General features: G+C 69.2%; 19 protein-coding genes and 1 pseudogene. 12 read left to right on the top strand and 8 right to left on the bottom strand.

Annotated features, from left to right (window positions below):
* Positions 1–193: 193 nt before the first annotated feature.
* Positions 194–781, top strand: a complete 588-nt coding sequence (locus tag AB0N59_RS05085) for a nitroreductase family protein (RefSeq protein ID WP_363479641.1) — start codon at positions 194–196, stop codon at positions 779–781.
* A 170-nt stretch (positions 782–951) separates the two neighbouring features.
* On the opposite strand, the gene AB0N59_RS05080 is transcribed toward AB0N59_RS05085, so the two are convergent.
* Complete coding sequence (locus AB0N59_RS05080; protein ID WP_363479638.1) at positions 952–2,784, bottom strand: glycoside hydrolase family 15 protein; 1,833 nt, start codon at positions 2,782–2,784, stop codon at positions 952–954.
* A 39-nt stretch (positions 2,785–2,823) separates the two neighbouring features.
* Here AB0N59_RS05080 and AB0N59_RS05075 point away from each other — a divergent pair, with 39 nt between their 5' ends.
* Positions 2,824–4,242 carry a glucose-6-phosphate dehydrogenase gene (locus AB0N59_RS05075; RefSeq protein WP_363479635.1) on the top strand — a complete coding sequence of 473 codons (1,419 nt, stop codon included), beginning with the start codon at positions 2,824–2,826 and terminating at the stop codon, positions 4,240–4,242.
* A 49-nt stretch (positions 4,243–4,291) separates the two neighbouring features.
* Positions 4,292–4,567: a hypothetical protein gene (locus tag AB0N59_RS05070; protein WP_363479632.1), complete on the top strand. Its 276-nt coding sequence runs from the start codon at positions 4,292–4,294 to the stop codon at positions 4,565–4,567.
* Between the two features lie 58 nt (positions 4,568–4,625).
* Here AB0N59_RS05070 and AB0N59_RS05065 read toward each other — a convergent pair whose 3' ends face one another.
* Positions 4,626–6,083 (bottom strand): nucleobase:cation symporter-2 family protein, encoded by a 1,458-nt coding sequence (locus tag AB0N59_RS05065; protein WP_363479629.1) that lies wholly within the window; start codon positions 6,081–6,083, stop codon positions 4,626–4,628.
* A 48-nt stretch (positions 6,084–6,131) separates the two neighbouring features.
* Positions 6,132–7,498: pseudogene (locus tag AB0N59_RS05060) on the bottom strand (8-oxoguanine deaminase).
* A 249-nt stretch (positions 7,499–7,747) separates the two neighbouring features.
* Between AB0N59_RS05060 and AB0N59_RS05055 the strand changes: the two are divergent.
* A complete protein-coding gene (locus AB0N59_RS05055) occupies positions 7,748–9,313 on the top strand; it encodes a hypothetical protein (protein WP_363479626.1) in 1,566 nt (521 codons plus the stop codon).
* A 142-nt stretch (positions 9,314–9,455) separates the two neighbouring features.
* Here AB0N59_RS05055 and AB0N59_RS05050 read toward each other — a convergent pair whose 3' ends face one another.
* Positions 9,456–11,606, bottom strand: a complete 2,151-nt coding sequence (locus AB0N59_RS05050; RefSeq protein WP_363479623.1) for an AAA family ATPase — start codon at positions 11,604–11,606, stop codon at positions 9,456–9,458.
* Between the two features lie 218 nt (positions 11,607–11,824).
* Here AB0N59_RS05050 and AB0N59_RS05045 point away from each other — a divergent pair, with 218 nt between their 5' ends.
* From AB0N59_RS05045 to xdhC, 5 genes are all read left to right on the top strand, one after another.
* The gene (locus tag AB0N59_RS05045; RefSeq protein ID WP_363479620.1) at positions 11,825–12,616 is read left to right on the top strand and encodes a hypothetical protein; all 792 of its coding nucleotides are present in this window, start codon (positions 11,825–11,827) and stop codon (positions 12,614–12,616) included.
* A gap of 292 nt (positions 12,617–12,908) precedes the next feature.
* Positions 12,909–13,286 carry a hypothetical protein gene (locus AB0N59_RS05040; RefSeq protein WP_363479617.1) on the top strand — a complete coding sequence of 126 codons (378 nt, stop codon included), beginning with the start codon at positions 12,909–12,911 and terminating at the stop codon, positions 13,284–13,286.
* 564 nt (positions 13,287–13,850) lie between these two features.
* Complete coding sequence (locus tag AB0N59_RS05035; protein WP_363479614.1) at positions 13,851–15,335, top strand: FAD binding domain-containing protein; 1,485 nt, start codon at positions 13,851–13,853, stop codon at positions 15,333–15,335.
* Positions 15,332–17,695 carry a xanthine dehydrogenase molybdopterin binding subunit gene (gene xdhB, locus AB0N59_RS05030; protein ID WP_363479611.1) on the top strand — a complete coding sequence of 788 codons (2,364 nt, stop codon included), beginning with the start codon at positions 15,332–15,334 and terminating at the stop codon, positions 17,693–17,695. Before AB0N59_RS05035 ends, xdhB begins: the two co-directional genes overlap by 4 nt.
* A 1-nt stretch (position 17,696) precedes the next feature.
* Positions 17,697–18,518 (top strand): xanthine dehydrogenase accessory protein XdhC, encoded by an 822-nt coding sequence (xdhC, locus tag AB0N59_RS05025; protein ID WP_363479608.1) that lies wholly within the window; start codon positions 17,697–17,699, stop codon positions 18,516–18,518.
* A gap of 74 nt (positions 18,519–18,592) precedes the next feature.
* Here the strand turns inward: xdhC and AB0N59_RS05020 are convergent, their stop codons facing one another.
* Both AB0N59_RS05020 and AB0N59_RS05015 read right to left on the bottom strand, forming a co-directional pair.
* Positions 18,593–20,113 (bottom strand): NCS2 family permease, encoded by a 1,521-nt coding sequence (locus AB0N59_RS05020; RefSeq protein ID WP_363479605.1) that lies wholly within the window; start codon positions 20,111–20,113, stop codon positions 18,593–18,595.
* Between the two features lie 116 nt (positions 20,114–20,229).
* A complete protein-coding gene (locus AB0N59_RS05015; protein ID WP_363479602.1) occupies positions 20,230–20,733 on the bottom strand; it encodes a nucleoside deaminase in 504 nt (167 codons plus the stop codon).
* Positions 20,734–20,952: 219 nt separating this feature from the next.
* On the opposite strand from AB0N59_RS05015, the gene moaA reads away from it, so the two are divergent.
* The gene (gene moaA / locus AB0N59_RS05010) at positions 20,953–21,981 is read left to right on the top strand and encodes a GTP 3',8-cyclase MoaA (RefSeq protein ID WP_363479599.1); all 1,029 of its coding nucleotides are present in this window, start codon (positions 20,953–20,955) and stop codon (positions 21,979–21,981) included.
* Between the two features lie 24 nt (positions 21,982–22,005).
* On the opposite strand, the gene coaBC is transcribed toward moaA, so the two are convergent.
* Positions 22,006–23,235 (bottom strand): bifunctional phosphopantothenoylcysteine decarboxylase/phosphopantothenate--cysteine ligase CoaBC, encoded by a 1,230-nt coding sequence (coaBC, locus tag AB0N59_RS05005; RefSeq protein WP_363479596.1) that lies wholly within the window; start codon positions 23,233–23,235, stop codon positions 22,006–22,008.
* Positions 23,236–23,289: 54 nt separating this feature from the next.
* On the opposite strand from coaBC, the gene AB0N59_RS05000 reads away from it, so the two are divergent.
* Both AB0N59_RS05000 and AB0N59_RS04995 read left to right on the top strand, forming a co-directional pair.
* A complete protein-coding gene (locus tag AB0N59_RS05000) occupies positions 23,290–24,006 on the top strand; it encodes an NRDE family protein (protein WP_363479593.1) in 717 nt (238 codons plus the stop codon).
* 157 nt (positions 24,007–24,163) lie between these two features.
* Positions 24,164–24,310: a hypothetical protein gene (locus tag AB0N59_RS04995; RefSeq protein ID WP_363479590.1), complete on the top strand. Its 147-nt coding sequence runs from the start codon at positions 24,164–24,166 to the stop codon at positions 24,308–24,310.
* 121 nt (positions 24,311–24,431) lie between these two features.
* Here the strand turns inward: AB0N59_RS04995 and AB0N59_RS04990 are convergent, their stop codons facing one another.
* Positions 24,432–25,562, bottom strand: coding sequence for a glycerate kinase (locus tag AB0N59_RS04990; protein WP_363479587.1), 1,131 nt, complete (start codon positions 25,560–25,562; stop codon positions 24,432–24,434).

Raw genomic sequence — 25,562 nt, 5'->3', positions numbered from 1 at the left:
CCGCCCCCGAGAAACCACTTCCTGCATGAGAAACGCGCTGCGGCGTGGTTTCTCACGCAGGAAGTGGTTTCTCACGCGGTGGTGTGACGGGGGCGGGATCCGGATGGGGGGAATATGCGCGCGCATAGACTCGTTGCAGCACTCTGGACGATGAGGTCCGCCCGTATCAGCCGTAAACGAAAGGCCTCATCTGATGAGCACTTCTGTCCTCGACCGCACCGCCCCGACCGAGCACCCCGTCCTCGACGTGCTCGCCGACCGGTGGAGCCCCCGAGCCTACGACGCCGAGACGCCGATCGACGAGGCGAAGCTGTCGTCGGCCCTCGAGGCCGCCCGCTGGAGCCCCAGCGCCAACAACACCCAGCCCTGGCGCTTCATCGTCGCCCGCCGCGGCACCGAGCTGCACCGTGGCATCCACTCGGCGCTGATGGGCTTCAACCAGGCCTGGGCAGGCAACGCCGCCGCTCTCATCGTCGCGGTCGCCGAGACCGTCAACGAAGAGGGCGCACCGATCTCGCACGCCGTCTACGACCTTGGCCAGTCGGTCGCCCACCTGTCGGTGCAGGCTCACCACGACGGCCTCGTCGTGCACCAGATGAGCGGCTTCGACGCCGACGACCTGCGCGAGGTCACCGGCCTCGGCGAGCGCTTCACCCCGATCACCGTCATCGCCCTGGGCGACCTCGGCGACGCGGGCGCGCTGCCCGAGGTGCTGCAGGAGCGCGAGTCGGCCCCGCGCGTGCGCCGCCCGATCGACGAGACGCTGCTCGCCAACGCCTGAGCTCGCCCTTTCGCCGACGAGAGCGCCGTCCCTTCGGGGGCGGCGCTCTCGTCATTCCCCGCCCCGCTCACCCCCCCCGGCCCCCGGTGAGAAACCACTTTCTGCATGAGAAGCACGCTCAGCCGTGGTTTCTCACGCAGGAAGTGGTTTCTCACGGGAGAAGGGGCGCCTCAGCGCGGGGTGCACTCGCCATCGCTCAGCGCATCGGCGGCGCGCACGAGCGCGAGATGCGAGAAGGCCTGCGGGATGTTGCCGAGCTGACGCCGGTGCACCGGGTCGTACTCCTCTGCCAGCATCCCGACGTCGTTGGTCAGCGCGCAGAGCCGGTCCATCAGGGCGGCTGCCTCGTCACGCCGACCCGTGCTCGCGTACTGCTCGACCAGCCAGAACGAGCACGCGAGAAACGGGCTCTCCTCTCCCGCAAGGCCGTCCACGCCGCTCTGCGTGCGGTACCGGTGCAGCAGACCGTCATGCATGAGCGTCTGCTCGATGCGGGCGACGGTCGCGAGCATGCGCGGGTCGTCGGCCGCGCAGTAGCCGACCTCAGGAAGCAGCAGCAGCGACGCGTCGACCTCGTCGGTGTCGTAGTGCTGGGTGAAGTGCCCGTCGCGCACCCCTCGTCGGTCGATCTCGTCGCGCATCCGGTCGCGCAGCTCGCGCCATGTGTCGACGGGGCCGGGCAGTCCGTGCTGCTCGACCGCCCGCACGCCGCGGTCGAACGCCGCCCACATCATCACCCGCGAATGGGTGAACATGCGCGCGGGTCCGCGGATCTCCCACAGCCCCTGATCCGGATGCTCGATCTGATCCGCTGCGAAGCGCAGCAGGCTGCGCTCGAGGGGCCACGAGAACTCGCTGTCCTTCAGGCCGGCGGCCCGCGCGGCCGACAGCGTCACCAGCACCTCGCCCACGACATCCGCCTGGTACTGCCCCCACGCTCCGTTGCCCACCCGCACCGGGGCTGACGCGGCATAACCAGGCAGGGCGCTGAGCACGCTCTCGGTCAGATCGCGCTCCCCCGCCAGCCCGTACATGATCTGCAGGTCGGCGGGGTCGCCTGCGACCGCCCGCAGCAGCCACTCGCGCCAGCTGTCGGCCAGCCCGAGGAAGCCGTGGTCGAGCAGCGCCTCAAGCGTGAGCGCCGCATCGCGCAGCCACACGTAGCGGTAGTCCCAGTTGCGCTCGCCCCCGATCTGCTCGGGCAGCGACATGGTCGCCGCCGCCGCGATGCCGCCCGTCTCGTGGTTGGTGAGCGCGCGCAGAATCAGCAGCGAGCGCACCACCTTTTCGTGGTGCGGCCCCGCATGCTCGATCCTGTCGGCCCAGCTCTGCCACCACGTCTTCGTCACCTCCAGCACCTGGTCGACGTCGAGCGGCTCGGGCGCCGGTCGGTGCGACGGGAACCAGACGAGCTGCAGGTCGCGCACCTCTCCGGCCGAGACGCGCACCTCGCCGCGGTGCTCGTGATCGACCGCGGTCAGCCGGGCCCCTCGTACGGCGAGCGCGTCGGGCCCGGCCATCGCCACCAGCTGCGGCTCGGCTTCGGTGCCGGTCTGCCGCACCCACGGCATCGCCCGCGAGTAGTCGAACCGGATGCTGAGCCGCTGCGTGAACGCCATCTCGCCGGCGATGCCGACGATGCGTCGCACGACATCCGTCCGCCTGATCTGCACGCCGGGATCGGGGTCGATCGGCATGAAGTCGTGCACCTCGGCGACCGCATCTCCGCTCTGCCAGCGAGTGATCAGCACGAACGTGTCGCGGTCGTAGCGACGGGTCGCCCTGGCATCCGGGTCGTCGGGGCGCAGCACCCATCGCCCGTGCGTCTCGTCACCGAGCAGAGCGGCGAAGGTGCTGGCCGAATCGAGACGGGGCAGACACAGCCAGTCGATGCTGCCCTCTCTCGACACGAGCGCCGCGGTGCGGCAGTTGCTGAGCAGGGCATAGTCCTCGATCGGCGTCACCACCCGGGCAGTCTCGCACCGCCGCCTCGCTGATCGCACCCCCTTGCTTTCAGCGGGGCGGCGACTACCGTCGGTGTCATGTCGACGACCACCGCATCGCCATCCGCCACCACGCCTGCGACCACGACGCTGTTCATCCTCGGGGCCACGGGCGACCTCACCTCGCGGCTGCTGCTGCCCTCGCTGGCATCGCTGCTGTGCAAGGAGCAGAAGCACCGGGTCATCCTCCGGGGGTCGGGAACCGAGGAGTGGGATGCCGCGACCTGGCGCGCGACGGTCGAGAAGGCGTTCGCCGATCAGCCCGAGGCGATGGGCCGCGTCGAGATCGCCGACTACACCCGCGCCGATGTGACGGATGCCTCGGCCGTGGCGTCGCTCGTCGAGACGCTCGATCCGTCGACCGTGCTCTACTTCGCGCTGCCGCCGGCGGTGACCGCCGCGGCCATCGATGCGATGGAGGGTCTGACTCTGCCCGAGGGCACCGTGCTCGCGATGGAGAAGCCGTTCGGCCAGGACGAGGCGTCGGCCCACGAGCTCAACGAGAAGCTCCTTGCCCTGGTGCCCGAGAAGCAGATCTTCCGCGTCGACCACTTCCTCGGCCGGTCGACGCTGCTCAACCTGCTCGGCGTGCGCCTCGCCAACCGCATCTGGGAGCCGGTGTGGTCGGCCGAGCACATCGAGCAGGTGCTGATCCGCTTCGACGAGTCGGTCGCGCTCGAAGGCCGGGCGCGCTACTACGACAAGGCGGGAGCGATGATCGACATGATCCAGAGCCACCTGCTGCAGGTGCTCGCGCTGCTCGCGATGGATCCGCCGTCGACCCTGCACGAGCGCGACCTGCGCGATGCGAAGGCGGCCGTGCTGCGCGCCACGCACGTGATGGACGACGACCCCGCACGCTGGTCGCGGCGTGCGCAGTACACCGCCGGCACCCAGAAGCTCGCCGAGGGCGGCTCGCGCGAGCTGCCCTCGTACCGCGACGAGGAGGGCGTCGACAATGTGCGCAAGACCGAGACTCTCGCAGAGGTGGTCTTCGAGGTGGCCAGCGACCGCTGGACAGGGGTGCCGTTCATCCTGCGCTCGGGCAAGGGCCTCGACCGCAAGCACTCCGAGATCGTGGTGACCTTCAAGCCGGTGCGCCATCTGCCGCCAGGGCTCAATGGCAGCCCGTCCGACGGCGGCCGGCTGACGTTCTCGCTGGGGCCGGACGAGATGCACCTGCGGCTGCACGTCACGGGCGGCGATGACCCGTTCGCGCTGCGCGACGAAGACCTCGTGACCGACCTCGGTGTCGGCCAGCAGCGGTCGTACGAGGAGGTTCTCGACGAGCTGCTCGACGGCGACGTCGCCCTGTCGGTGCGCGCCGACGAGGCCGAGGAGTGCTGGCGGATCATCCAGCCGGTGCGCGATGCCTGGGCTCGCGGCGAGACCCCGCTCGACGAGTACCCCGCGGGCTCGACCGGTCCGGCGTCGTGGGAGACGTCACAGGCGTCATGAGACGCGCAGAGAGCAATCAGGAGGGACGATGCATGAAGATCGAGTAAGCGTGACGGCGACGAACACTCACCTGTATCGCGGGGCGCGACTGCTGGCTCCGCTATCCGCAGAAGAGCTCGCATCCGGCCCCCGGAGCCTGCAGATCGTGTTCCGCGACGGCGTGGAGATCCCGGCAGAGCTGCTGCAGAACGATGACGGCGACTTCGCGATCGACGTCCCCGAGTACCTCACGGCAGCAGGCACGACGGTCACGACCCGCATCTGGCACGTGACCATCGACGCGGTCGACGACACGTCGGCGCTCGTCGTCGGCACGAAGGTGTGACGCAGACGAGCCCGGTCGTGGCGACCGGGCTCGTCTCGGAGTGTCGGTGCGCGGTCGGCTAGTGGTCGGCGCGCTCCACGTCGACCTCGTTGCCGTCCTTGTCGACGACCTTGCCGTCGACGACCGAGTCGCCGTCTTCCAGGGCATCCAGGATGTAGATCGGGATGCTGCGGGTCGGAGCCGCCACGAACGCGTTCTTGCGCTTCACGCCACCGAGGTGGTTGAACAGCAGGTTCAGGAAGATCGCGGCGACCGCAGCCGAGCTGATGCCGGAGTGGAAGATCGTGTTGAACCAGTCGGGCATCTGGTCGTAGATCGTCGGAGCGGCGATCGGCAGCATGCCGATGCCGAGCGAGGCCGCCACGATGATCAGGTTCATGTTGCCGCGGTAGTCGACCTTCGCCAGGGTGCGGATACCGGATGCCGCGACCGAGCCGAACAGCACGATGCCCGCTCCGCCGAGCACCGGCGAGGGGATCTCGCCGACGACGCGGCCGAGGACCGGCAGGAGGCCGAGGATGACGAGCACGACACCGCCGGCGGTGACGACGAAGCGGCTCTTGACGCCGGTGATGGCGACCAGGCCCACGTTCTGAGCGAACGCCGACTGGGTGAAGGTGCCGAAGATCGGCGACACGGCGCTCGAGAGCATGTCGGCGCGCAGGCCGTCGGCGATGCGCTTCTTGTCGACCTTGGTGTTGACGATCTCGCCGACGGCGAGGATGTCGGCCGTGGTCTCGGTGAGCGTCACCAGGATGACGATGAACATCGAGATGATGGCGGCGATCTCGAAGGTCGGCCAGCCGAAGGCGAACGGCGTCGGGAACGCGAAGATCGCGCCCTCGCCGACCTGCGAGAAGTCGACGCGTCCGAGGAACGCGGCGAAGATCGTGCCTGCGACGATCGCGAGCAGGATCGACAGGCGCGAGATCGCGCCCACCGGCACCTTGCTGAGGATCAGCACGAACAGCAGCGTGACGAAGGCGAGCAGCAGGTTCTCGGGTGCGCCGAAGTCGTCGGCTGTGGCGTTGCCGCCCATCGCCCAGCGTGCCGCGACCGGCAGCAGGGTCAGACCGATAGTGGTGATCACGACACCGGTGACGACCGGCGGGAAGAACCGGATGACCATCGCGAAGATCGGCGCGATCAGCAGGCCGATCACCGATGCGGCTATCACCGACCCGAACACCGCCGGCAGGCCGCCTCCGTTGGTGACGATCGCGCCCATGGTCGCGACTCCGGCGAACGAGACGCCCTGCACGAGCGGCAGCTGCGAGCCGAAGAACGGGATGCCGACCGTCTGCAGGATCGTCGCGAGACCGCCCATGAAGAGGCACGACGCGATGAGCACGCCGATCTCTGCAGGGCTCAGCCCCGCGAGCTGCCCGATGATCAGCGGCGGGGCGATGATGCCGCCGTACATCGTGAGCACGTGCTGGAGTCCGTACCCGAAGGTGGCGCCGATGGACAGGCGCTCGTCCTCCGGGCGGAGCGCTTCCTTCGTCTGCTTACTCATTTTCTGGACCTCTTCGTCGAGTGGGGTGGATCGGTGTTGCGGGGGATTTCAGGAATGTCGGGCGAGAAGGCCGCGGGCCGCCTCGCTGTGGTGGGCGATGAGCTGGGGAAGGTCGAGGCCGACGATCTGACCGTCGAGCACCCGCCAGGTGCCGCCGATCATGACACGGTCGGCGCGCTCGGCGCCGCAGAGCAGCAGAGCGGCGACCGGGTCGTGGCTGCCTGAGAAGCGCAGCTCGTCGAGCGTGAACATCGCGAGGTCCGCCTGCCTGCCCGGGCGAGCACTCCGACGTCGCTGCGCCCGAGCGCACGGGCCGAGCCCTGGGTCGCCCAGTCGAGGGCTCGCTCGGGAGTGACGGCTGCGGCGCCGTAGCGCAGCCGCTGCAGGTAGAGCGCCTGGCGCACCTCCTGGATCATGTTCGATCCGTCGTTGGATGCCGAGCCGTCGACGCCGAGCCCGACCGGCACGCCGGCCTCCTGCAGCTCGACCGCGCGGGCGATTCCCGAGGCGAGTCGCATGTTCGAGGTGGCGCAGTGCGAGACGGCCGTGCCGGCGGCACCCAGCCGCGCGACCTCGTCGTCGTCGAAGTGGATGCCGTGCGCGAGCCACGTGCGGTCGCTCAGCCACCCCACGCTCTCGAGGTAGTCGACCGTGCGCAGGCCGAACATCTCGCGGCAGAAGTCCTCTTCGTCGAGGGTCTCGGCGAGGTGGGTGTGCAGGCGCACGTCGAGATCCTCGGCGAGCCGGGCGGTGTCGCGCATGACCCCGGTCGTGACCGAGAACGGCGAGCACGGCGCGAGGCCGATCTGCGCGAAGGCCCCTTCGCCGCGCTGGTGGTACGCGCCGATGAGGCGCTCGCTGTCGGCGAGGATCGTCTCGGCATCCTGAACGGTCTGCTGCGGCGGCAGCCCGCCGTCCTTCTCACCGAGCGACATCGAGCCGCGGGTGAGGGTCGCGCGCATGCCGAGCCTCTTCACGACGTCGACCTGCACGTCGATGCCCTCTTCGAGGCCGTTGGGGAACAGGTAGTGGTGGTCGGCCGCGGTGGTGCAGCCCGACAGCAGCAGCTCGGCGAGGGCGGCGGTCGTCGCGAGCTCGAGGTCGCGCGGAGTGAGCCCTGCCCATACGCCGTACAGGCCCTTCAGCCAGCCGAACAGCTCGGCGCTGACGACCGGCGTCCAGGCGCGGGTGAGCGTCTGGTAGAAGTGGTGGTGCGTGTTGATGAGACCTGGGATGATCACGTGCCTCGATGCGTCGATGGTCTCGTCGACCGGGCGCGAGGGCGCGCCGCCCAGCGGGACGGCCTCGAGCACGCGCGCACCCTCGATGACGATGCCCCCACGGGCATCGGCGCTGTCACCGGTGTGGATGCCGAGCGGGTTCTTCAGCCAGATGCTGCGCTGCGGTGCGGTCATGGGGTGTGCTCCATCTCGGGATCAGCGGAGCCGGCGGATCCGGCTCTCGGGTGAGCCAGCTCAGTTCGCCTGTCTGCTGATCCAGGTGCCTCCGTCTTCGGAGGCATTCCCGATCATGACCGATCGCCGGGAGCGACGTCAATACTTTTTCCGAATATCGAACGCAATCTTTCACATGGTGAAAGCATCATCGCCCTTGGCTGATGCGATTGCCCCGTGAGCGCGATGAGCATCGGTAGCGTGGGGGTCGTGAACGCCCATCCTCCTGCCGACGCTGCCGTCTCGCGTGACCTGCGTCTCCAGCGTGAGATGAACACCGCCATCAGCAAGGGACGTCGCGCCGTCGGGGTCTCCGCTTTCGGAGCCGCTTTCTTCTCCTCAGTCCTGGCCTATCTCGCGCTGACCCTGCTCGATCCGCCCGCTGTCGACTTCGGCAGGACGCTCGTCGGCCTGCACCGAGACCTCGTGGGCCGGCTCGCCGACGGCACCCAGCCTGACGGCATCGATCCCGACGCTCGAATCTACGGTTTTCTGGCTGTCTTCGCCGCCATCGCGATCGCCCTCGCCGTGGCACTCGATGCGACAGGACGCCGGCTCCGCGCCCTCGATGAGAGCCGGCCGACGGGAAGGCCCTTCTGGGAGAACGAGTTCACGGCCCACTCCACGTGGGCCCAGGCGGGCGCGGCCTTTCGCGTGCTCACATTCATCGAGCTCCTGGTCCTGAGCGCCGTCACCGGCCTCTCGGCGCTCGTCGCGCTCTCTCTCAGCGTCGGCGGCGCAGGGCGTCTGCCTGCACTCACCGCGTGGCTGCTGACAGCGCTGCTGCTTCTCGAGGCGACCCGAGGCTTCTATGTCTGGCTCGTTGCGAGCGATCTGAAGACCGTGCCCGATGCGGCCGAACTGCACCGGCGCGTGGAGGAGCTTCGGCGCCCGGCTCTCCGTCGACGCGTTCGCCGCCTGGCGACTCGCGCGCTGCTGCTCACCTCTCTGCTCGTACTGGCGGTGTCTTCGTGGAGCGCGATCGGGTCGGCGGCTGCGGCACCGATCATCGGCGCCGTCATCCTGTCCGCAGCGGTGTGCGCCGGGAGCCGCGCAGCCGCCCGCAGCGCTGTTCTCGAATGGGGAGCGAATCGCGCGGTCACCATCGTGATGGCCTCGGTTCTGGCAGCCGTCCTCCTGCTCTTCTGCGGACTGACCGTCGTCGGGAGCATGACGTCGGCGATGGTGGCGACGCGCGCCACGTCTGACACGCCGCTCTGGTGGGCTCTGAGCGCCGTCGGCGCTCTCACCGCTGCGGGAATCGCCGAGGTGCTCGACGCGGGCGGAGTCCTCCCGAGGTCGTCGTCTGCCCTGAACTGGCTGATGTCGACGCCGACGCCTCAGCCACGCTCCCAGACACGCGGACTCAGCGTGGCACTGCTCCTGCTCATCACGCTCGCGGGAGGCCTTGCCCTCGCCGACGGTCCGTCGGATCTGGGACCCGCCCTCATCGTCAGCGCCACCGTCGTCATCGTGCTCGCCCTGCTGCGCTGCATCGCCGGTCTCGCGAGACGTGGGCTCACTCTGGTCATCACCTGCGTCTTCGCGGTTGCACTGACTCATCGGCTGGGGGCGGCAGACACGGTGCACGCGATGCTCGCGATCATGCTCTTCTCCGTGGTGCTGATCGCCAATGTCGTCTCCGCGCCCACTCGCACTGCGGCAGCCTTCTGCGTTCTCACCCCCGTCGCAGAGGGGATCCGGCAAAGGCGACTCAAGGCGTGGGAGGGACGTCTCGCAGCCGCCGGCATCAGTACCCCCGCGCTAGGCGCGTGACGGACCCACCCCAGCGCTCGCGCCGCTCGCCCCTCATGCCGCGGCCTCACGAGACGTGCGTTCCAGCACGAGACTGCGCCCTAGAGCGCACGTCTCGTGCTGGAACAGAAGTCTCGCGGGTTCAGGAAGCGCGGAGCGAGGGTCAGATCCCGGATGCCGTGAGCGCAAGGCCGCTGCCGTCGGCTGCGACATCGACCCGCACCACGTCGCCGTCATGCACGCCGCCCGAGAGCAGCGCGGTCGCAAGACGGTTCTGCACCTCTGTCTGGATGAGCCTGCGCAGCGGCCGCGCACCGAACACCGGGTCGTAGCCGCGCTCGGCGAGCCACGCACGGGCATCCGGAGTCACCGCCAGCGTCAGCCTGCGATCGCCGAGCCGGCGCTGCAGGCCGTCGACCGCGAGCTCGACGATCTGCGCGAGATCGTCGTGCGAGAGCGCCTGGAACATGACGATGTCGTCGAGCCGGTTCAGGAACTCGGGGCGGAACGACTGCCGCACCAGCGCCATCACCGCCTCGCGCTTGTCGTCGGGCGACATGACGGGGTCGATGAGGATCGGCGAGCCGATGTTCGAGGTGAGGATCAGGATGACGTTCGAGAAGTCGACCGTGCGGCCCTGGCCGTCGGTCAGCCGCCCGTCGTCGAGCACCTGCAGCAGCACATCGAACACCTCGGGATGCGCCTTCTCGACCTCGTCGAGCAGCACCACCGAGTACGGGCGCCGCCGCACGGCCTCGGTCAGCTGACCGCCCTGCTCGTAGCCGATGTACCCGGGAGGGGCGCCGACGAGGCGCGAGACCGAGTGCTTCTCTCCGTACTCGCTCATGTCGATGCGCACCATGGCGTGCTCGTCGTCGAAGAGGAACTCCGCGAGTGCCTTGGCCAGCTCGGTCTTGCCCACGCCGGTCGGACCGAGGAAGAGGAACGATCCCGTCGGACGACCGGGGTCGCTGATGCCGGCGCGCGAGCGCCGGACGGCGTCCGACACAGCCTTCACGGCATCCTTCTGCCCGATCAGGCGCTTGCCGAGCTCGCTCTCGAGATGCAGCAGCTTCTCGCTCTCGCCCTGCAGAAGGCGTCCGACCGGGATGCCCGTCCACGCGGCGATCACGGCGGCGATGTCCTCTTCGGTGACCTGCTCGTTGACCATCCGCCCCTCGTTCGAGACGGCCGCCTCGGCCTGCTCGGCCTCGGCGATCTCGGCGTTGAGGCGCCGGATGGTCTCGTACTCGAGCTTGGATGCCTTGGTGTAGTCGCCTTCGCGCATCGCGAGGTCGCGCTGGGTCGTGGCCTCGTCGAGCTGCTTCTTCAGCTCGCCGACGCGGTTCAGTCCCTGACGCTCGCGTGCCCAGCGCTCTTCGAGGGCGGCCAGCTCGTGCTCGAGCCCGGCCATCTGCTCGCGGAGGGCCGCGAGGCGCTCCTTGGAGGCGGCGTCCTTCTCTCGCTTGAGGGCGAGCTCTTCGAGCTTCATCCGGTCGACCTGGCGCTTGAGCTCGTCGATCTCGACGGGAGACGAGTCGATCTCCATCTTCAGCCGCGACATGGCCTCGTCGATCAGGTCGATTGCCTTGTCCGGCAGCTGGCGGCTGGGCAGGTAGCGGTTCGACAGTGCAGCGGATGCCACGAGCGCGGTGTCGGAGATCGTGACCCCGTGGTGCGCCTCGTAGCGGCCCTTGAGTCCGCGCAGGATCGCCACGGTGTCCTCGACCGACGGCTCACCGACGTACACCTGCTGGAACCGTCGCTCGAGAGCCGCATCCTTCTCGATGAACTCGCGGTACTCGTTGAGGGTGGTGGCGCCGATCATGCGCAGCTCGCCGCGGGCGAGCATGGGCTTGAGCATGTTGGATGCCGCGACCGAGCCCTCACCGCCGCCGGCGCCCATCAGCACGTGCAGTTCGTCGATGAACGTGATGACCTTGCCGTCGGATTCGGTGATCTCCTTGAGCACGCTCTTCAGGCGCTCCTCGAACTGCCCGCGGTACATGGCACCGGCGACGAGGGCCGAGATGTCGAGCGAGACGAGCTCCTTGTCCTTGAGGGACTCGGCGACGTCGCCCGCGACGATGCGCTGCGCGAGCCCCTCGACGACGGCGGTCTTTCCGACGCCAGGCTCGCCGATGAGCACGGGATTGTTCTTCGTGCGTCGGGTGAGCACCTGGCTCACCCGACGGATCTCGCTGTCGCGGCCGATCACCGGGTCGAGCTTGCCCTGGCGGGCGCGATCGGTGAGGTTGATGCCGAACTGCTCCAGGGCGCTCTGCTGCTCGTCGTTCTGTGCCGGGTTGGTCATTCGTCCTCCTGAGGAGACTCCTTCAAAGTTGAGTGGTATGGACTCAAGTTTACTTCGGGACACGAATCACGGCAACTCATTCATTTCACGCCTTCGTACCCGCACTTTGCGCCAGGTTCCCGCCGTGCGAGGAGGCCGGAGATCGCGAGACCCGCACACTGGGACCCGGATTGCGCCGAGCGGGGGCTCGGAGACCGCAATGACTCTGGGGAGAAACAATGAACGACACCACTGGGGCCGAGACGAGATCGAGCGGCGATGAGCGCCTGCTCCATCGCCGCACGGTCGTCAAAGGCGCGGCGTGGAGCCTTCCCGCCATCGCCGTCGCCGTGGCGGCGCCGATCGCGGCAGCATCCGGTCAAGCCTGCCCGACTGTGGCGCCGTACTACGGCGCCTCCGTGACCATGAGCTACGGCCCGTCCGCACCGGACGGCACCTGGCTCCCCGGGCAGACCACGGGAACGATCAGCGTGGGCTTCGGAGATGCCTGGAGGGGCACCTTCCCTGCATGGTCGTACGGCACTTCTGCTCCCGGGCAGGTGTCCGTCGAGACCCTGACGTACTCGATCACCTACTACCTTCCGGTGGGCGTGGCGTGGACGCAGCTGCCCTCGGGATGGAGCCTGACGAACTCGGCGTTCGTGAACGGAGAGTGGGCGTACACCTTCACCTACACGAACCTCCCGAGAACGACGCTCGTCACTGCGACGGGCGCACCGGGAACCATGGCCATCCCTCTCTCGAGCGCCACCGGCACCGTCATCGAGAGCACCGTCCCGACGGGATGGAATCCGACCAGGTGGACGCAGTTCCGCATCTATCTCGATGTCACCTGGCGCCCTCGCTTCCTGAACTCGCCAGGCTGCGTCTCACCCGCAGGAAATGGTGGAGCCATCAGAACGTCTCGGGGCTTCCGGACTCATTCCCTCTCGATCACCGCGGCCGGCAACGGCACCGGCGGCACGGGCGGAACCGGTGGCACGGGCGGAACCGGTGGCACCGGGGGGTGAGCGGTTCCTCGCGCAGACGCGTGGATGACACCGGTCGAGCGCTGAGCACGCGGAACATCACCGCCTGCTGATCTCGCGCCTCGACGCCAGGGCCTCTCGGAACCGGTTCTCCCGGTTCCGAGAGGCCCTGCCCCTGTGTCCTGCCGTCGCATGTGTCCGGCGATCTCGCCGGTCGATTCAGGCCACGGAATCAGCGTTCGCGCCAACATTCGTCAACCCGGCGAGGGTTGCGTCACGAATCGGCGTGCACCGACTCTCTTCAGGCATGGGAGCGATTCACAGCAGTGACGACATGACACACCTCGTTGAGACCGGCGGCGGTCCGCTGGGCAGCGACATCTATCGTGAGCTGCTGCGGGGAAGCGCCGACGGCGCGCTGCTGCACCGCGACGCCTGGGAGATCCTGAACACGATGGTCGAGCGCGAGCTGCAGCAGCCCGAGCCTACGACCGAGGAATCGCTCTTCGCGGCGAGCACCATCGGCGGGCCCCTGCATGCCCGCCGCTTCCGCCGTCGCCTCGACCAGCTCGTCCGACGAGGGCTCGCTCAGCGACAGGAGCGCTGGGTGCGGCCGACCGTCGCCGGTGTCGCCGCCGTCCGCCCCCTGTGGTCGCAGGTCGACGGGCCTGTGCGCACGAAGCTGCGCGCTCTCATGCCCGACGCGATCTGAGCAGTCCGCGCACCTTCCTCGCCGGTGACGCCGTCACGAGACCCGGCGGCGCCGCCGGCCTGGCGTCTTCCCTGTCGGAACCGTCAGACGGTCCGGCACGCTCGCGGCGCGCCGACCCCCGACACTCCGCCCGGCGCACAGATCACCTGGCGTCTCCGACGCAGCCGCGCACACGGCGAATGCTTGACCACCTCTCTGCACCCCGCGTACACTGGCCGGTGATCAGAAAGAAGTTTCCGAATCCCGGAACTCGCAGCAGATCAGGAACTCAGTGAGGAGAGGGGCCGCGATGCACGCCGACGTTTACGCCACCGCCCCTTCCGAGAGCTCCACCGCGTGGGGGAACTGGTACGCCCACGGCGCCTGAGCCATCGCCTGCGGAATCGCCTTCATCACGATTCCGAGGCCTCGCCATCGGTTCGCACTAGACTCACGGCAACCGCGCGCGACGTCGCCATGTGATCGCCCGGTGCGAGCGCAGTGCGGCGCTCACCCCTCGGGATCTCAGCAGGCACGCGAGCAGCGTGCGCAGAGACGCCCCGGCGTCATACCCGAGGAGAGAGAATGACTGACATCACGGTCACCGTGAACGGGCAGAGCCGCCCGCTCGGCGGTGTTGCCACCCACGTGACGGCCCTCGACTGGCTGCGCGAGTCGGGCCTGCCCGGCAGCAAGGAAGGCTGCGCGGAAGGCGAATGCGGCGCCTGCGCGATGATGATCGCCACGGCCGACGACGACGGCACGACCCGCTGGACGCCCGTCAACGCATGCCTGGTTCCGGTCTACGCCCTCGACGGCCAGGAGATCGTCACCGCCGAGGGCCTCGGCGGTGTCGAGAGCCTGCATCCGGTGCAGCAGAAGCTGGCCGAGGCCGGCGGATCCCAGTGCGGCTACTGCACCCCGGGGTTCGCGTGCAGCATGGCCGCCGAGTACTACCGGCCCGAGCGCGACTCGGCGGGCGACGACTGCCCCGTGCACGTCGGCGACGCAGTGCACGACGGCGACAACGACCACGAGATCGGCCCGAACGGCTTCGACCTGCACGCTCTCAGCGGCAACCTGTGCCGCTGCACGGGCTACCGCCCCATCCGCGACGCGGCCTACGCGCTCGGCGCGCCCGGTGGCGACGATCCGCTGCAGCGGCGTCTGTCGCAGCCCGCTCCCCCGGTCGTCGCCACTGACGTGCAGGTGGCAGGCGGACGCTTCGTGCGCCCCGCGACCCTCGCCGAGGCCCTGCGTCTGGTGCGCGATGAGCCGGATGCCCTGATCGTCGCCGGCTCGACCGACTGGGGCGTCGAGGTCAACATCCGCGGTCGTCGCGCTCCGTTCGTCGTCGCGATCGACCAGCTCGACGAGCTGCGCGGTCTCACCGAGACCGACGAGTACGTCGAGATCGGCGCCGCCCTGCCGCTGTCCGACGTCGAGCGCCGCCTCGGCGGGCGGGTGCCGCTGCTCGCCAAGCTCTTCCCGCAGTTCGCCTCCCGCCTGATCCGCAATCGCGGCACGATCGGCGGAAACCTCGGCACCGGATCGCCGATCGGCGACACCCCGCCCGCGCTCCTGGCCCTCGATGCGCGCCTGGTGCTGGCATCCGCCGACGGCGAGCGCGAGGTGCCGCTGGCCGACTACTTCACCGGCTACCGGCAGACCGTGCGTGCGAAGAACGAGCTGATCGTCGCCGTGCGCATCCCGCTGCCGCTCGCCGAGTACACCGCGTTCCACAAGATCGCGAAGCGCCGCTTCGACGACATCTCGTCGGTGGCGATCGGCTTCGCGTTCGACATCGAGGACGGCTCCGTCACCTCGGCCCGCATCGGGCTGGGCGGCGTCGCCGCCACTCCGCTGCGCGCCACCGCGACCGAGCAGGCGCTGATCGGCAAGCCGTGGAGCATCGCCACGGTGAAGGAGGCATCCGCCATCCTGCAGTCCGAGGGCACCCCGATGTCCGACCACCGGGCCAGCAGCGAGTACCGCTCGCACATGCTGGGCTCGGCCCTGCTGAAGTTCTACAGCCAGACCGTCATCCAGTCGAAGGAGGTGTCGGCATGAGCGCTCTCGCCGACCGCCCCGAGAACCCCGTCGTCGGCCACCGCGCCGTGCACGAGAGTGCGGCGCTGCACGTCACGGGTGCGGCGATGTACACCGACGACATCGCCACGCAGACGCACGGCACGCTCACCGCGTGGCCCGTGCAGTCCACCAGCGCGCACGCGCGCGTGACCATCGACGTCTCCGGCGCCTACGAGGTGCCCGGCGTCGTCCGCGTGCTCACCGCCGACGACGTGCCGGGCCTCAACGACGCCGGAATCCGCAACGATGAGCCCCTCTTCCCCAGCGAGGCCATGTTCTACGGCCATGCTCTGGTGTGGGTGCTCGGTGAGACGCAGGAGGCCGCGCGCCTCGGCGCCGAGCGCGTGAAGGTCGAGTACGAAGAGCTGCCGTCGCTGATCACCGTGCACGACGCCATCGAGGCGCAGTCGTTCATGGGCACCCCGCGCACGGTTCAGCGCGGCGACGCCGCCGCAGCCCTCGCGAGCTCGGCACACGTCTTCGAAGGGGTCACCGAGTTCGCCGGCCAGGAGCACTTCTACCTCGAGACCCACGCGTCGTTCGCCGTGCGCGACTCCGAGGGGCAGTACTTCATCCAGTGCTCGACACAGCATCCGACCGAGACGCAGGATCTCGTCTCGCATGTGCTGGGCATCCATGCCAACGAGGTCACCGTGCAGTGCCTGCGCATGGGCGGCGGCTTCGGCGGCAAGGAGATGCAGCCGCACGGCTTCGCCGCCATCGCCGCGCTCGGGGCCAAGCTCACCGGCCGCCCTGTGCGGGTGCGCCTGAACCGCACGCAGGACCTCACGATGACGGGCAAGCGGCACCCCTTCCACATCAGCTGGAAGGTCGGCCTCGATGAGAACGGCATGCTGCAGGCGCTCGACGCCGTGCTCACGGCCGACGGCGGCTGGTCGATCGACCTGTCGGAGCCGGTGCTGGGCCGCGCCCTCTGCCATCTCGACAACGCCTACTGGATCCCGAATGTGCACGCCTACGGGCGGATCGCGAAGACGAACAAGCAGTCGAACACCGCGTACCGCGGCTTCGGCGGCCCGCAGGGCGTGTTCCTGATCGAAGACATCCTCGGCCGGGTCGCCCCGACGCTCGGCATCGACCCGCTCGAGCTGCGCCGGCGCAACTTCTACCAGCCGGGGCAGACCACCCCGTACGGTCAGCTGGTGAAGGACGCCGAGCGGATGCCGACGATCTGGGACCAGCTTTCCGACGAGGCGTCGATCGCCGAGCGCACCGTCGAGATCGAGGCGTTCAACGCCGAGAACCGCGACGTGAAGCGGGGGATCTCGATGACGCCGATCAAGTTCGGCATCTCGTTCAACTTCGCCGCGTTCAATCAGGCGGGCGCCCTCGTGCACGTCTACAAGGACGGCTCGGTGCTCGTCAATCACGGCGGAACCGAGATGGGCCAGGGTCTGCACACGAAGATGCTGCAGATCGCCGCGACCGCTCTCGGCCTCGAGCTGCATCAGGTGCGCCTCGCGCCCACCCGCACCGACAAGGTGCCGAACACGTCGGCCACGGCCGCCTCATCGGGCGCCGACCTCAACGGCGGAGCGGTGAAGAACGCGTGCGACCAGATCCGCGAGCGGATGGCCGCGGTGGCCGGGCGCCTGCTGGGCGTCGACGAGCGCGACGTGCGCTTCGGCGGCGGGTTCGTGACGGCTCTCGGCAAGGACGAGCGCGTGACCTTCGCCGAGGTCGCGAAGGCCGCCTACTTCCAGCGCGTGCAGCTGTTCGCCGCGGGCTACTACCGCACGGCAGGCCTGCACTGGAACCCCGAGCTCATGCAGGGCTCGCCGTTCAAGTACTTCGCCTACGGCGCCGCCGCGACCGAGGTCGAGGTCGACGGGTTCACCGGTGCGTACCGCATCCGCCGCGTCGACATCGTGCACGATGTGGGCGACTCGCTGTCGCCCATGCTCGACATCGGCCAGATCGAGGGCGCGTACGTGCAGGGCATGGGCTGGCTGACGCTCGAGGACCTGCGGTGGGATGCCAGCGACGGGCCGCACCGCGGTCGTCTGCAGACCCAGTCGGCGTCGACCTACAAGCTGCCGAGCTTCTCGGAGATGCCCGAGGAGTTCACCGTGCGCCTGTTCCAGAACGCACGTGAAGACGGCGCGGTCTACGGCTCGAAGGCCGTCGGCGAGCCGCCGTTCATGCTCGCGTTCAGCGCGCGCGAGGCGCTGAGGCAGGCCGTCGCGGCCTTCGGCCCCGCAGGTCACTCGGTCGATCTGGCGTCGCCTGCGACGCCGGAGTCGGTGTACTGGGCTGTCGAGACCGCCCGCTCTGCCGAGGGCGCCGCGGAGCCGGAGCCCGAGCTCGCAGCGGTCTGACATGGTCGACTGGCTGGACGCCCTGCGCGCGCTGCGCGAGAGCCGCACGCCCGCGGTGATCGTGACGCTGGCCATGGTGCGCGGGCACGCGCCCCGCAACGGCGGCGCGAAGATGGTCATCTCGCCCAGCGACCAGTTCGGCACGATCGGTGGCGGCAACCTCGAGGCCACCGCCACCGATCGCGCCCGTGAGATGCTCGCCTCCGGCACGGCCGAGCCGCAGCTGCTCACACTGACGCTCAGCGACAAGGCGACGACCGAGTACGGAGTGCAGTGCTGCGGAGGAGAGGTCACGATCATGCTCGAACCGGTGCGGGTCGTGCCCTCGGTGGCGGTGTTCGGCATGGGGCATGTGGGGCTCGAACTCGCGCGCATCCTGTCGCGTCATGAGCTCTCGCTGCACCTCATCGACTCGCGTGCCGAGATGCTCGATCCCGAGCGCCTGGCGCCCGTCACGGCGGATGCCGTCGCCGGCATCCGCTCGCATCATGCGCCCGTGCCAGAGGCCGCGCTGCTGGACCTCCCCGCCGGTGCCCATGTGCTGGTGATGACGCACGATCACGTGGAGGATCTCGCGATCGTCGATCAGTCGCTGCGCACTCCGGCGCTCGGATCGATCGGCTTGATCGGGTCGGCGTCGAAGTGGGCGCGCTTCCGCAAGAAGCTGCTCGAGCTCGGTCACACCGACGCTGAGCTCGACCGCGTGACGACGCCCATCGGGGTGCCCGAGGTATCGGGCAAGCAGCCGGCGGTGATCGCGGTGAGCGTCGCCGCGCGCATCCTGCAGCTGATCGAGGAGGCCGCGCCGGCGGCATCCGGCTGATCCACTCCTTATATATAGAGAGAGGAACTCCGACCCGCTGCCCGGGCCGGGGTTCCTCTCTCTGGCCGTGCGACTCAGCCGGCGGACCCGCTCAGCAGCGCCTCGATCGGACCGCGTGCGAAGTAGATCGCGAATCCGGCGGCGACCACCCACAGCAGCCAGTGCACCTTGCGCGCACGGCCGGCCAGGGTGTTGATCAGCGCCCACGCGATGAAGCCCGCGCCGATGCCGTTCGCGATCGAGTAGGTCAGCGGCATCGTCACGATCGTGAGGAACGCGGGCATGGCGACCGAGAACTTGTTGAAGTTGATCTCCCGGATCTGCGCCATCATCAGCGCGCCCACGATCACGAGCGCTGCGGCGGCGACCTCGATGGGCACGATCGCGGTGAGCGGAGTGAGGAACATCGAGAACAGGAACAGCGCGCCGGTGATCACCGAGGCGAGGCCCGTGCGGGCCCCCTCGGCTATGCCTGCGGCGCTGTCGATGAACACCGTCGCCGACGAGCTCGACGTGCCGCCGCCGACCACGGCGCCTGCACCCTCGACCACGAAGGCGCTGCGCAGACGGGGGAACGTCGCATCCTTGTTCGCGATGCCTGCCTGCTTCGCGAGCCCGGTCATGGCTCCCATGGCGTCGAAGAAGTTCGTGAACAGCAGGGTGAAGACGAGCATGATCGCCGCCAGTGCGCCGATGCGCCCGAACGAGCCGACGAGGTCGAACTGACCGATGAGCGAGAAGTCGGGCAGGCTGAACCAGTTCGTCGGCACACCGGGAACGGTCATGTGCCAGCCCGCCGGGTTGACCTCACCGTCGCTGCCGACGGTCGGGCCGAGCTTCAGAAGGCCCTCGACGATGATCGACACGACCGTGCCGGCGACGATGCCGATGAGGATCGCACCGGGCACTCTCCTGGCGATCAGCACGCCCATCAGCACCATCGTGCCGATGAAGATCAGGGTGGGGACCGAGCTGAGCGAGCCTCCGTCACCGAGCTGCACCGGAGGGCCGGCGGGCGTGCGGTTGACGAAGCCCGAGTCGACGAAGCCGATGAAGGCGATGAACAGGCCGATGCCGACCGTGATGGCCGCCTTGAGCGCGTGGGGCACGGCGTGGAAGATCGCGGTCCGGATGCCCGTGGCCCCGAACAGCACGATCAGCACGCCGTTGATCATCACCAGACCCATCGCCTCGGGCCAGGTGACACCCTGCACGACCGAGACGGCGAGGAACGAGTTGATGCCGAGTCCGGCGGCGAGTGCGAACGGCACGCGGGCGATGAAGCCCATCAGCAGCGTCATGACACCGGCGGTGAGACCGGTGACGGCCCCGACCTGAGCGAAGTCGAGGGAGTTGCCGACGGCGTCGACGCCTCCCGAGAGGATGATCGGGTTGAGGATGACGATGTAGGCCATCGCGAAGAAGGTCACGACGCCGCCGCGGATCTCCTGCGGAACCGTGGATCCGCGCTTGGTGATCTCGAAGAAGCGGTCGAGCGCGCTGCGCGGCTCGGGGGTGCTCGTGGTGTTGGCCGTGGTCGTGGTGCTCTTGCGGGGAAGGTCCGCGTCGTCGCGGATGCCGGTGGTCTGAGACATGGCGATAGTGCTCTCTGTCGGGTGGAGAGGGATGGGTGGATGAGCGTGCGCTCGAGCGTCGGCGCTCGGGCGTCGGTGCTCGGTGAGTCGGTGCTCGGTGAGTCGGCGGGAGTGGATCAGTACTCGGTGCGGGCCGAGTTCTGGGTCCACTCGGTGAAGGGCGCGATGCGCGTGTCGTCGTCGAGGGTCTCGCGCGCGACCGGCATGATCTCTCGATCGGCGGGGCCGCCCTCGAAGTACCGGTAGAACACGGCGTCGTCGAAACCGGCATCCGCCGCGTCGTCGCGGTCTGCCGCGAAGTAGACCCGGTCGATGCGCGCCCACAGCGAGGTGGCGAGGCACATCGGGCAGGGTTCGCAGCTCGTGTAGAGCGTGGCGCCGGTGAGGTCGAATGTGCCGAGCCCCTGGCAGGCGTTGCGGATGGCGGTCACCTCGGCGTGAGCAGAGGGGTCGAGGTTCGCGGTGACGCGATTGACCCCTTCGAAGACCTGGCCGTCTGCCGATACGACGATCGCTCCGAACGGACCGCCCGCATTGCGGACGTTCTGCACGGCGATGTCGACGGCACGGGCGAGGTACTGGGCAGGTGTGAGCTGTGCCCCGAGAGCGGTGGTTGACATGCTTGAGAGCTTCCTTGCAATCTCACAGCAGTGATACGGCTTATCGGGTCGGATCCGGATCGGAACGTTCCACGAGATATACGTCGAACCGCTTGTTCTTCTGTTGTCGACTCGGAACTCGTGGTCGCGGTTCCGGGCTGAGAAAGACCGTAACAGGATCCTCGGCTCTCGTCCAGCATTGTGTGAAAGTTTGATTTCACCATGTGGTATACAGGCTCCATGCTCACCGACGAATTGGATCGCCCTCTGCGCGATCTGCGCATCTCGGTGACCGACCGCTGCAACTTCCGCTGCGTGTACTGCATGCCGAAGGAGGTCTTCGGCCGGGACTACGCCTTCCTCGACCGCGACGAGCTGCTGAGCTTCGAGGAGATCACCCGCATCGCCACCGTCGCCGCCGCGCACGGCGTGCAGAAGCTGCGGCTGACCGGTGGCGAGCCATTGCTGCGCCGCGGCATCGAGACGCTCATCGAGCAGCTCGCCGCGATCCGCACGCCCGAAGGCCACCCGCTCGACCTCGCGCTGACCACGAACGGCTCGGCACTCGCCGTGAAGGCCGAGGCGCTCAAGGCGGCGGGATTGAAGCGGGTCACGGTCTCGCTCGACTCGCTCGACGATGAGCTGTTCCAGCGGATGAACGACGTGCGCTTCCCCGTGAGCCGGGTGCTCGACGGCATCGACGCGGCCCACGCGGCGGGCCTCGGCCCGATCCGGCTGAACATGGTCGTCAAACGCGGCGTCAACGACGGCGAGATCCTCGACATGGCCAGGCACTTCAAGGGCACCCCGTACATCCTGCGCTTCATCGAGTACATGGACGTGGGCAACACCAACGGCTGGTCGCTCGACGAGGTCGTGCCCTCTGCCGAGATCATCGAGCGCATCGGGGCGGAGTTCCCGCTCGAGCAGGCGGCGTCGACCGTGACGGGCGAGACCGCGAAGCGCTGGCGCTACGCCGACGGCACGGGCGAGATCGGGGTGATCTCCAGCGTCACCAACGCGTTCTGCGGCACGTGCACACGCGCGAGGATCTCGACCGAGGGAAAGCTGTTCACCTGCCTGTTCGCCTCGAAGGGCCACGACCTGCGGGCGCTCATGCGCGGCGGCGCCGACGACGTCGAGCTCGCCGCGGCCATGGCATCCATCTGGGGTGGCCGCAGCGACCGCTACTCCGAGATCCGCGCCGGGCTGACCCCGGCGCTGCGCACGCAGCGCAAGCGCATCGAGATGTCGTACATCGGCGGCTGACGCCGCCTGACTCGCTCGACCGGGTCAGTCGAGGACGTCGGCGATGACATCCCAGATGTCGTCGGCGACCGACCGCTTGCTTCCGGATGCCCTGGCCACGACCGCACCGCCGTCGCCGATGACGTGCACGGCGTTCTCGCCCGATTCGAAGCCCCGGTCCCAGCCGACCTCGTTGACCACCAGCAGATCGACGCCCTTGCGCTCGCGCTTGCGCCGTGCGCGCTCGAGCAGCTCGTCACGGTCATCCGGCGTCTCGGCCGCGAAAGCGACCACGACCTGCCCCGGGTGACGCCGCGCGGCCAGATGGGCGACGATGTCCTCGTTCTGCACCAGCTCGATGCTCTCGAGCGGACCCGACTCCTTGGTCAGCTTGCGGTCGGAGACGTCGGCCGGGCGGTAGTCGGCGACGGCAGCGGCCATCACGATCACCGCCGCGTCCTCCGATGCGCGACGCATCGCCTCGCCGAGCTCGGCCGCGGTTCCCGCATGCGCGATGCGGATGCCGGGGTGACGCGCGGCATCGGCCAGCACCGCGCCGTCGATGTGCGCGGCGACGAGCTCGACCTCGGCACCGCGGTCGGCCGCGGCGAGGGCCAGAGCGACTCCCTGGCGCCCGCTGGAGCGGTTGCCGAGAAAGCGCACCGGGTCGAGGGGCTCGCGGGTGCCGCCGGCCGAGACCACGACGCGCAGGCCGTCGAGATCCTGCTCGTCGCCGGCAGCCGACGACGTCGGCGCGACCAGGGCGAGTGCCTCTGCCATGATCCGCTCGGGCTCGAGCATCCGCCCCGGGCCGGAATCACCGCCGGTCAGCTCGCCCTCGTCGGGGCCGAGGATCGCGACGCCGCGCTCGCGCAGGGTGGCGATGTTCGCCTGAGTCGCGGGATGCCGCCACATCTCGGTGTGCATCGCCGGGGCGATCGCGACCGGCGCCACGGTGGCGAGCAGCGTGGTGCCCAGCAGGTCGTCGGCCAGGCCGGCGGCCATCTTCGCGATCGTGTTCGCGGTCGCGGGGGCGACGATCACGAGCTCGGCGGCCTGACCGAGGGCGACGTGGCGCACCTGCGCGACGTCCTCATGCACGCTCGTGGTGACCGGTCTGCGGCTGATCGCCTCCCAGGTGGGCAGCCCGACGAAGCGCAGCGCGTCTTCGGTCGGCACGACGGTGACCTCATGACCCGCCTTGATCAGCAGGCGCACCAGGTGCACGCTCTTGTACGCGGCGATCCCGCCGGTCACGGCGACGACGATGTTCACGCTTCGATTCTGCCCCAGACCCCAGGGGTGCGGGGCGCGCATAGACTCATGCTCGTGTGCACCGTCGTGATCGATGTCGCCCCCTCATCCGACCGGCGCGCGCGGCTGCTGGCCGTGCGCGACGAGGATCCCGACCGTCCGTGGGACGACCTCGGCGAGTGGTGGCCCGACGAGAGGCCCGGTGTGATCGGCATCCGCGATCGCCGCGCCGGCGGCGCCTGGCTCGCCGCCGACCCGGCCGCCGGCCGCCTCGCCGTGCTGCTCAACCGCGCCGATGTGCTCGACCTGCCTGCCGACCAGGCTCTCTCGCGCGGTTCGCTCGCGCTGGACTCGGTTGCGGGCCGGTCGCCAAATGCCCCGGATCGCGGCGACCTGGTGAGGCGGATGCACGGGTTCAATCTGCTCGAGGTGACGCCGGAGGGCACGCGGGTGCTGTCGTGGGATGGCGTCGAACTGCGTGAGACCCGCGTGCCCGAGGGAGTGCACATGATCGCGCACGACGACCTCGACGACCCGCGCACCGCGCGCATCGACGCCTGGCTGCCCCGTTTCGCCGCCGCCGCCCCGGAGGACGACGGCTGGGCGTCACGCTGGGTGGATGTGCTCGGCGAGAGCGCCGCGCTCTCTCCCGAAGACGACAGGGCGATCGTGCGCGACAATCACGTGCACGGCTACCCGACCATGTCGCTGCTGTTCTGCACCGCCGAGGTCGCTCCAGGCGCGGTGGCCGTGCAGTCGCGCGTGCTGGCTCGCCCCGGCCACTGGGACTGACGAGACCGCTCGGGTCACCCGGAGCCGACGCGCCCGCCTTCCCCGATTGGACGTTGCGCATCGTGGAAGGCTATTGACTCTTCGCTGACGCCGTGCGTACTCTTTTCATATAGCAAGACGATTCTTCCACAGTATGGAAACGAGAACGGAGAGGGACATGAGCGCACACGCGATCGAGGCGAACGGGTACGTCCCGTCCGCAGAGAACCCGTCGGTCAACATCGACCCCGACTTCCACCTGCCTGCCGACGAGGGCAACGGCTTCGTCCGCGCATTCCGCATCCTCTTCCCGAAGGCGGCCTGAGGACTCACGCGCGAGAAGAGGGGATCGGCTCCGCCCACCGGCGGACCGGTCCCCTCTTGCGTGTCTGCGGCTCCGGCATCCGCGCGAGACCTGCGTTGCGGCTGGAGTGCTGGGGCGAGGCTCAGCGGGCGAGCAGTGCGGGAGCGTCGGCGCCGATCGCTCGGCCGACCTCGCGCAGCAGCGGCACGGCGTTGGCCATGCTCTTCGCCGGCTCGGGCTCGATGGCGCTCAGCGCGTAGACCTTTGCGAAGCCCGCAGACGTCGCCTGCGCAGCATCCAGCGTCGTACGGCCGCACACCGCGACGACGGGCTTGCCGGCCCTCGCTGCCGCCGCAGAGACACCCAGCGGCGTCTTGCCGCCGAGGCTCTGATCATCGAGGCTGCCCTCGCCGGTGATCACCAGGTCGGCGTCGGCGATACGCGCCTCCAGCCCCGTCAGACGCTGGATGACATCGATGCCGGGCTCGCGCACGGCGCCGAGCACTGCGAGCGCCGCGTAGCCGACTCCCCCGGCCGCGCCCGCGCCGGGCGCCGAGGCCGACGGGCGCACTCCCGGCAGGGAGTCGACGAGCTCTGAGAGACGCGAGAGGCCTGCCTCGAGGACGGCGACATCATCGGCGCTCGCCCCCTTCTGCGGTGCGAACACCGCAGCGGCCCCCCGGTCTCCCAGAAGTGGATTGTCGACGTCGGCAGCGAGCACGAAGCTCACGCCGTCGAGGCGGGGGTCGAGGCCCGAGATGTCGGCCGAGACCAGGTCGACCAGACCCGCACCACCAGGGCGCACGGGCCGGTCCTCGGTGCGCAGCGCGACCCCCAGGGCCTGCAGCATGCCGGCACCGCCGTCGGTGCAGGCGCTGCCGCCCACGCCGAGCACGATCGAGGTCGCACCCCGATCGAGCGCGGCGACGATGAGCTCGCCCGTGCCGCGACTCGTGGCGCCGAGGGCATCCTTCTCGCCGTCCGGCAGCACGTCCAGCCCGCTCGCCGCCGCCATCTCGATGATCGCCTCGTCGTCGCGCAGGGCGAAGGTGGCATCCACCTGCCGCCCTGTCGGACCCGTCACCGACACCGTCACCGGGGTGAAGCCGCTGGCGACGGCCGCGTCTACCGTGCCCTCGCCGCCGTCGGCGACGGGAGCCGCGTCGACGACGGCATCCGGAATGATCTCCCGGATGCCGTCGGCGACCGCCGCCGCCACCTCGGAGCCCGTCGCCGAGCCCTTGAACTTGTCAGAGGCGATGAGGATGCGCAT

Source organism: Microbacterium sp. NPDC089321, assembly GCF_040684935.1.
GTDB lineage: Bacteria > Actinomycetota > Actinomycetes > Actinomycetales > Microbacteriaceae > Microbacterium.
The sequence above is the reverse complement of the archived record's forward strand: the minus strand, read 5'-3'. Positions and strand labels throughout refer to the sequence as shown.

Excerpts from the sequence above, each read along its gene's own strand:
- AB0N59_RS05085 (WP_363479641.1), top strand. The coding sequence starts at position 194 with ATGAGCACTTCTGTCCTCGACCGCACCGCCCCGACCGAGCACCCCGTC.
- xdhB (WP_363479611.1), top strand. The coding sequence starts at position 15,332 with ATGAGCGCTCTCGCCGACCGCCCCGAGAACCCCGTCGTCGGCCACCGC.
- AB0N59_RS05050 (WP_363479623.1), bottom strand. The coding sequence starts at position 11,606 with ATGACCAACCCGGCACAGAACGACGAGCAGCAGAGCGCCCTGGAGCAG.
- AB0N59_RS04995 (WP_363479590.1), top strand. The coding sequence starts at position 24,164 with ATGAGCGCACACGCGATCGAGGCGAACGGGTACGTCCCGTCCGCAGAG.
- xdhC (WP_363479608.1), top strand. The coding sequence starts at position 17,697 with ATGGTCGACTGGCTGGACGCCCTGCGCGCGCTGCGCGAGAGCCGCACG.
- AB0N59_RS05045 (WP_363479620.1), top strand. The coding sequence starts at position 11,825 with ATGAACGACACCACTGGGGCCGAGACGAGATCGAGCGGCGATGAGCGC.
- AB0N59_RS05035 (WP_363479614.1), top strand. The coding sequence starts at position 13,851 with ATGACTGACATCACGGTCACCGTGAACGGGCAGAGCCGCCCGCTCGGC.
- AB0N59_RS04990 (WP_363479587.1), bottom strand. The coding sequence starts at position 25,562 with ATGCGCATCCTCATCGCCTCTGACAAGTTCAAGGGCTCGGCGACGGGC.
- AB0N59_RS05065 (WP_363479629.1), bottom strand. The coding sequence starts at position 6,083 with ATGAGTAAGCAGACGAAGGAAGCGCTCCGCCCGGAGGACGAGCGCCTG.
- AB0N59_RS05020 (WP_363479605.1), bottom strand. The coding sequence starts at position 20,113 with ATGTCTCAGACCACCGGCATCCGCGACGACGCGGACCTTCCCCGCAAG.
- moaA (WP_363479599.1), top strand. The coding sequence starts at position 20,953 with ATGCTCACCGACGAATTGGATCGCCCTCTGCGCGATCTGCGCATCTCG.
- AB0N59_RS05075 (WP_363479635.1), top strand. The coding sequence starts at position 2,824 with ATGTCGACGACCACCGCATCGCCATCCGCCACCACGCCTGCGACCACG.
- AB0N59_RS05015 (WP_363479602.1), bottom strand. The coding sequence starts at position 20,733 with ATGTCAACCACCGCTCTCGGGGCACAGCTCACACCTGCCCAGTACCTC.
- AB0N59_RS05040 (WP_363479617.1), top strand. The coding sequence starts at position 12,909 with ATGACACACCTCGTTGAGACCGGCGGCGGTCCGCTGGGCAGCGACATC.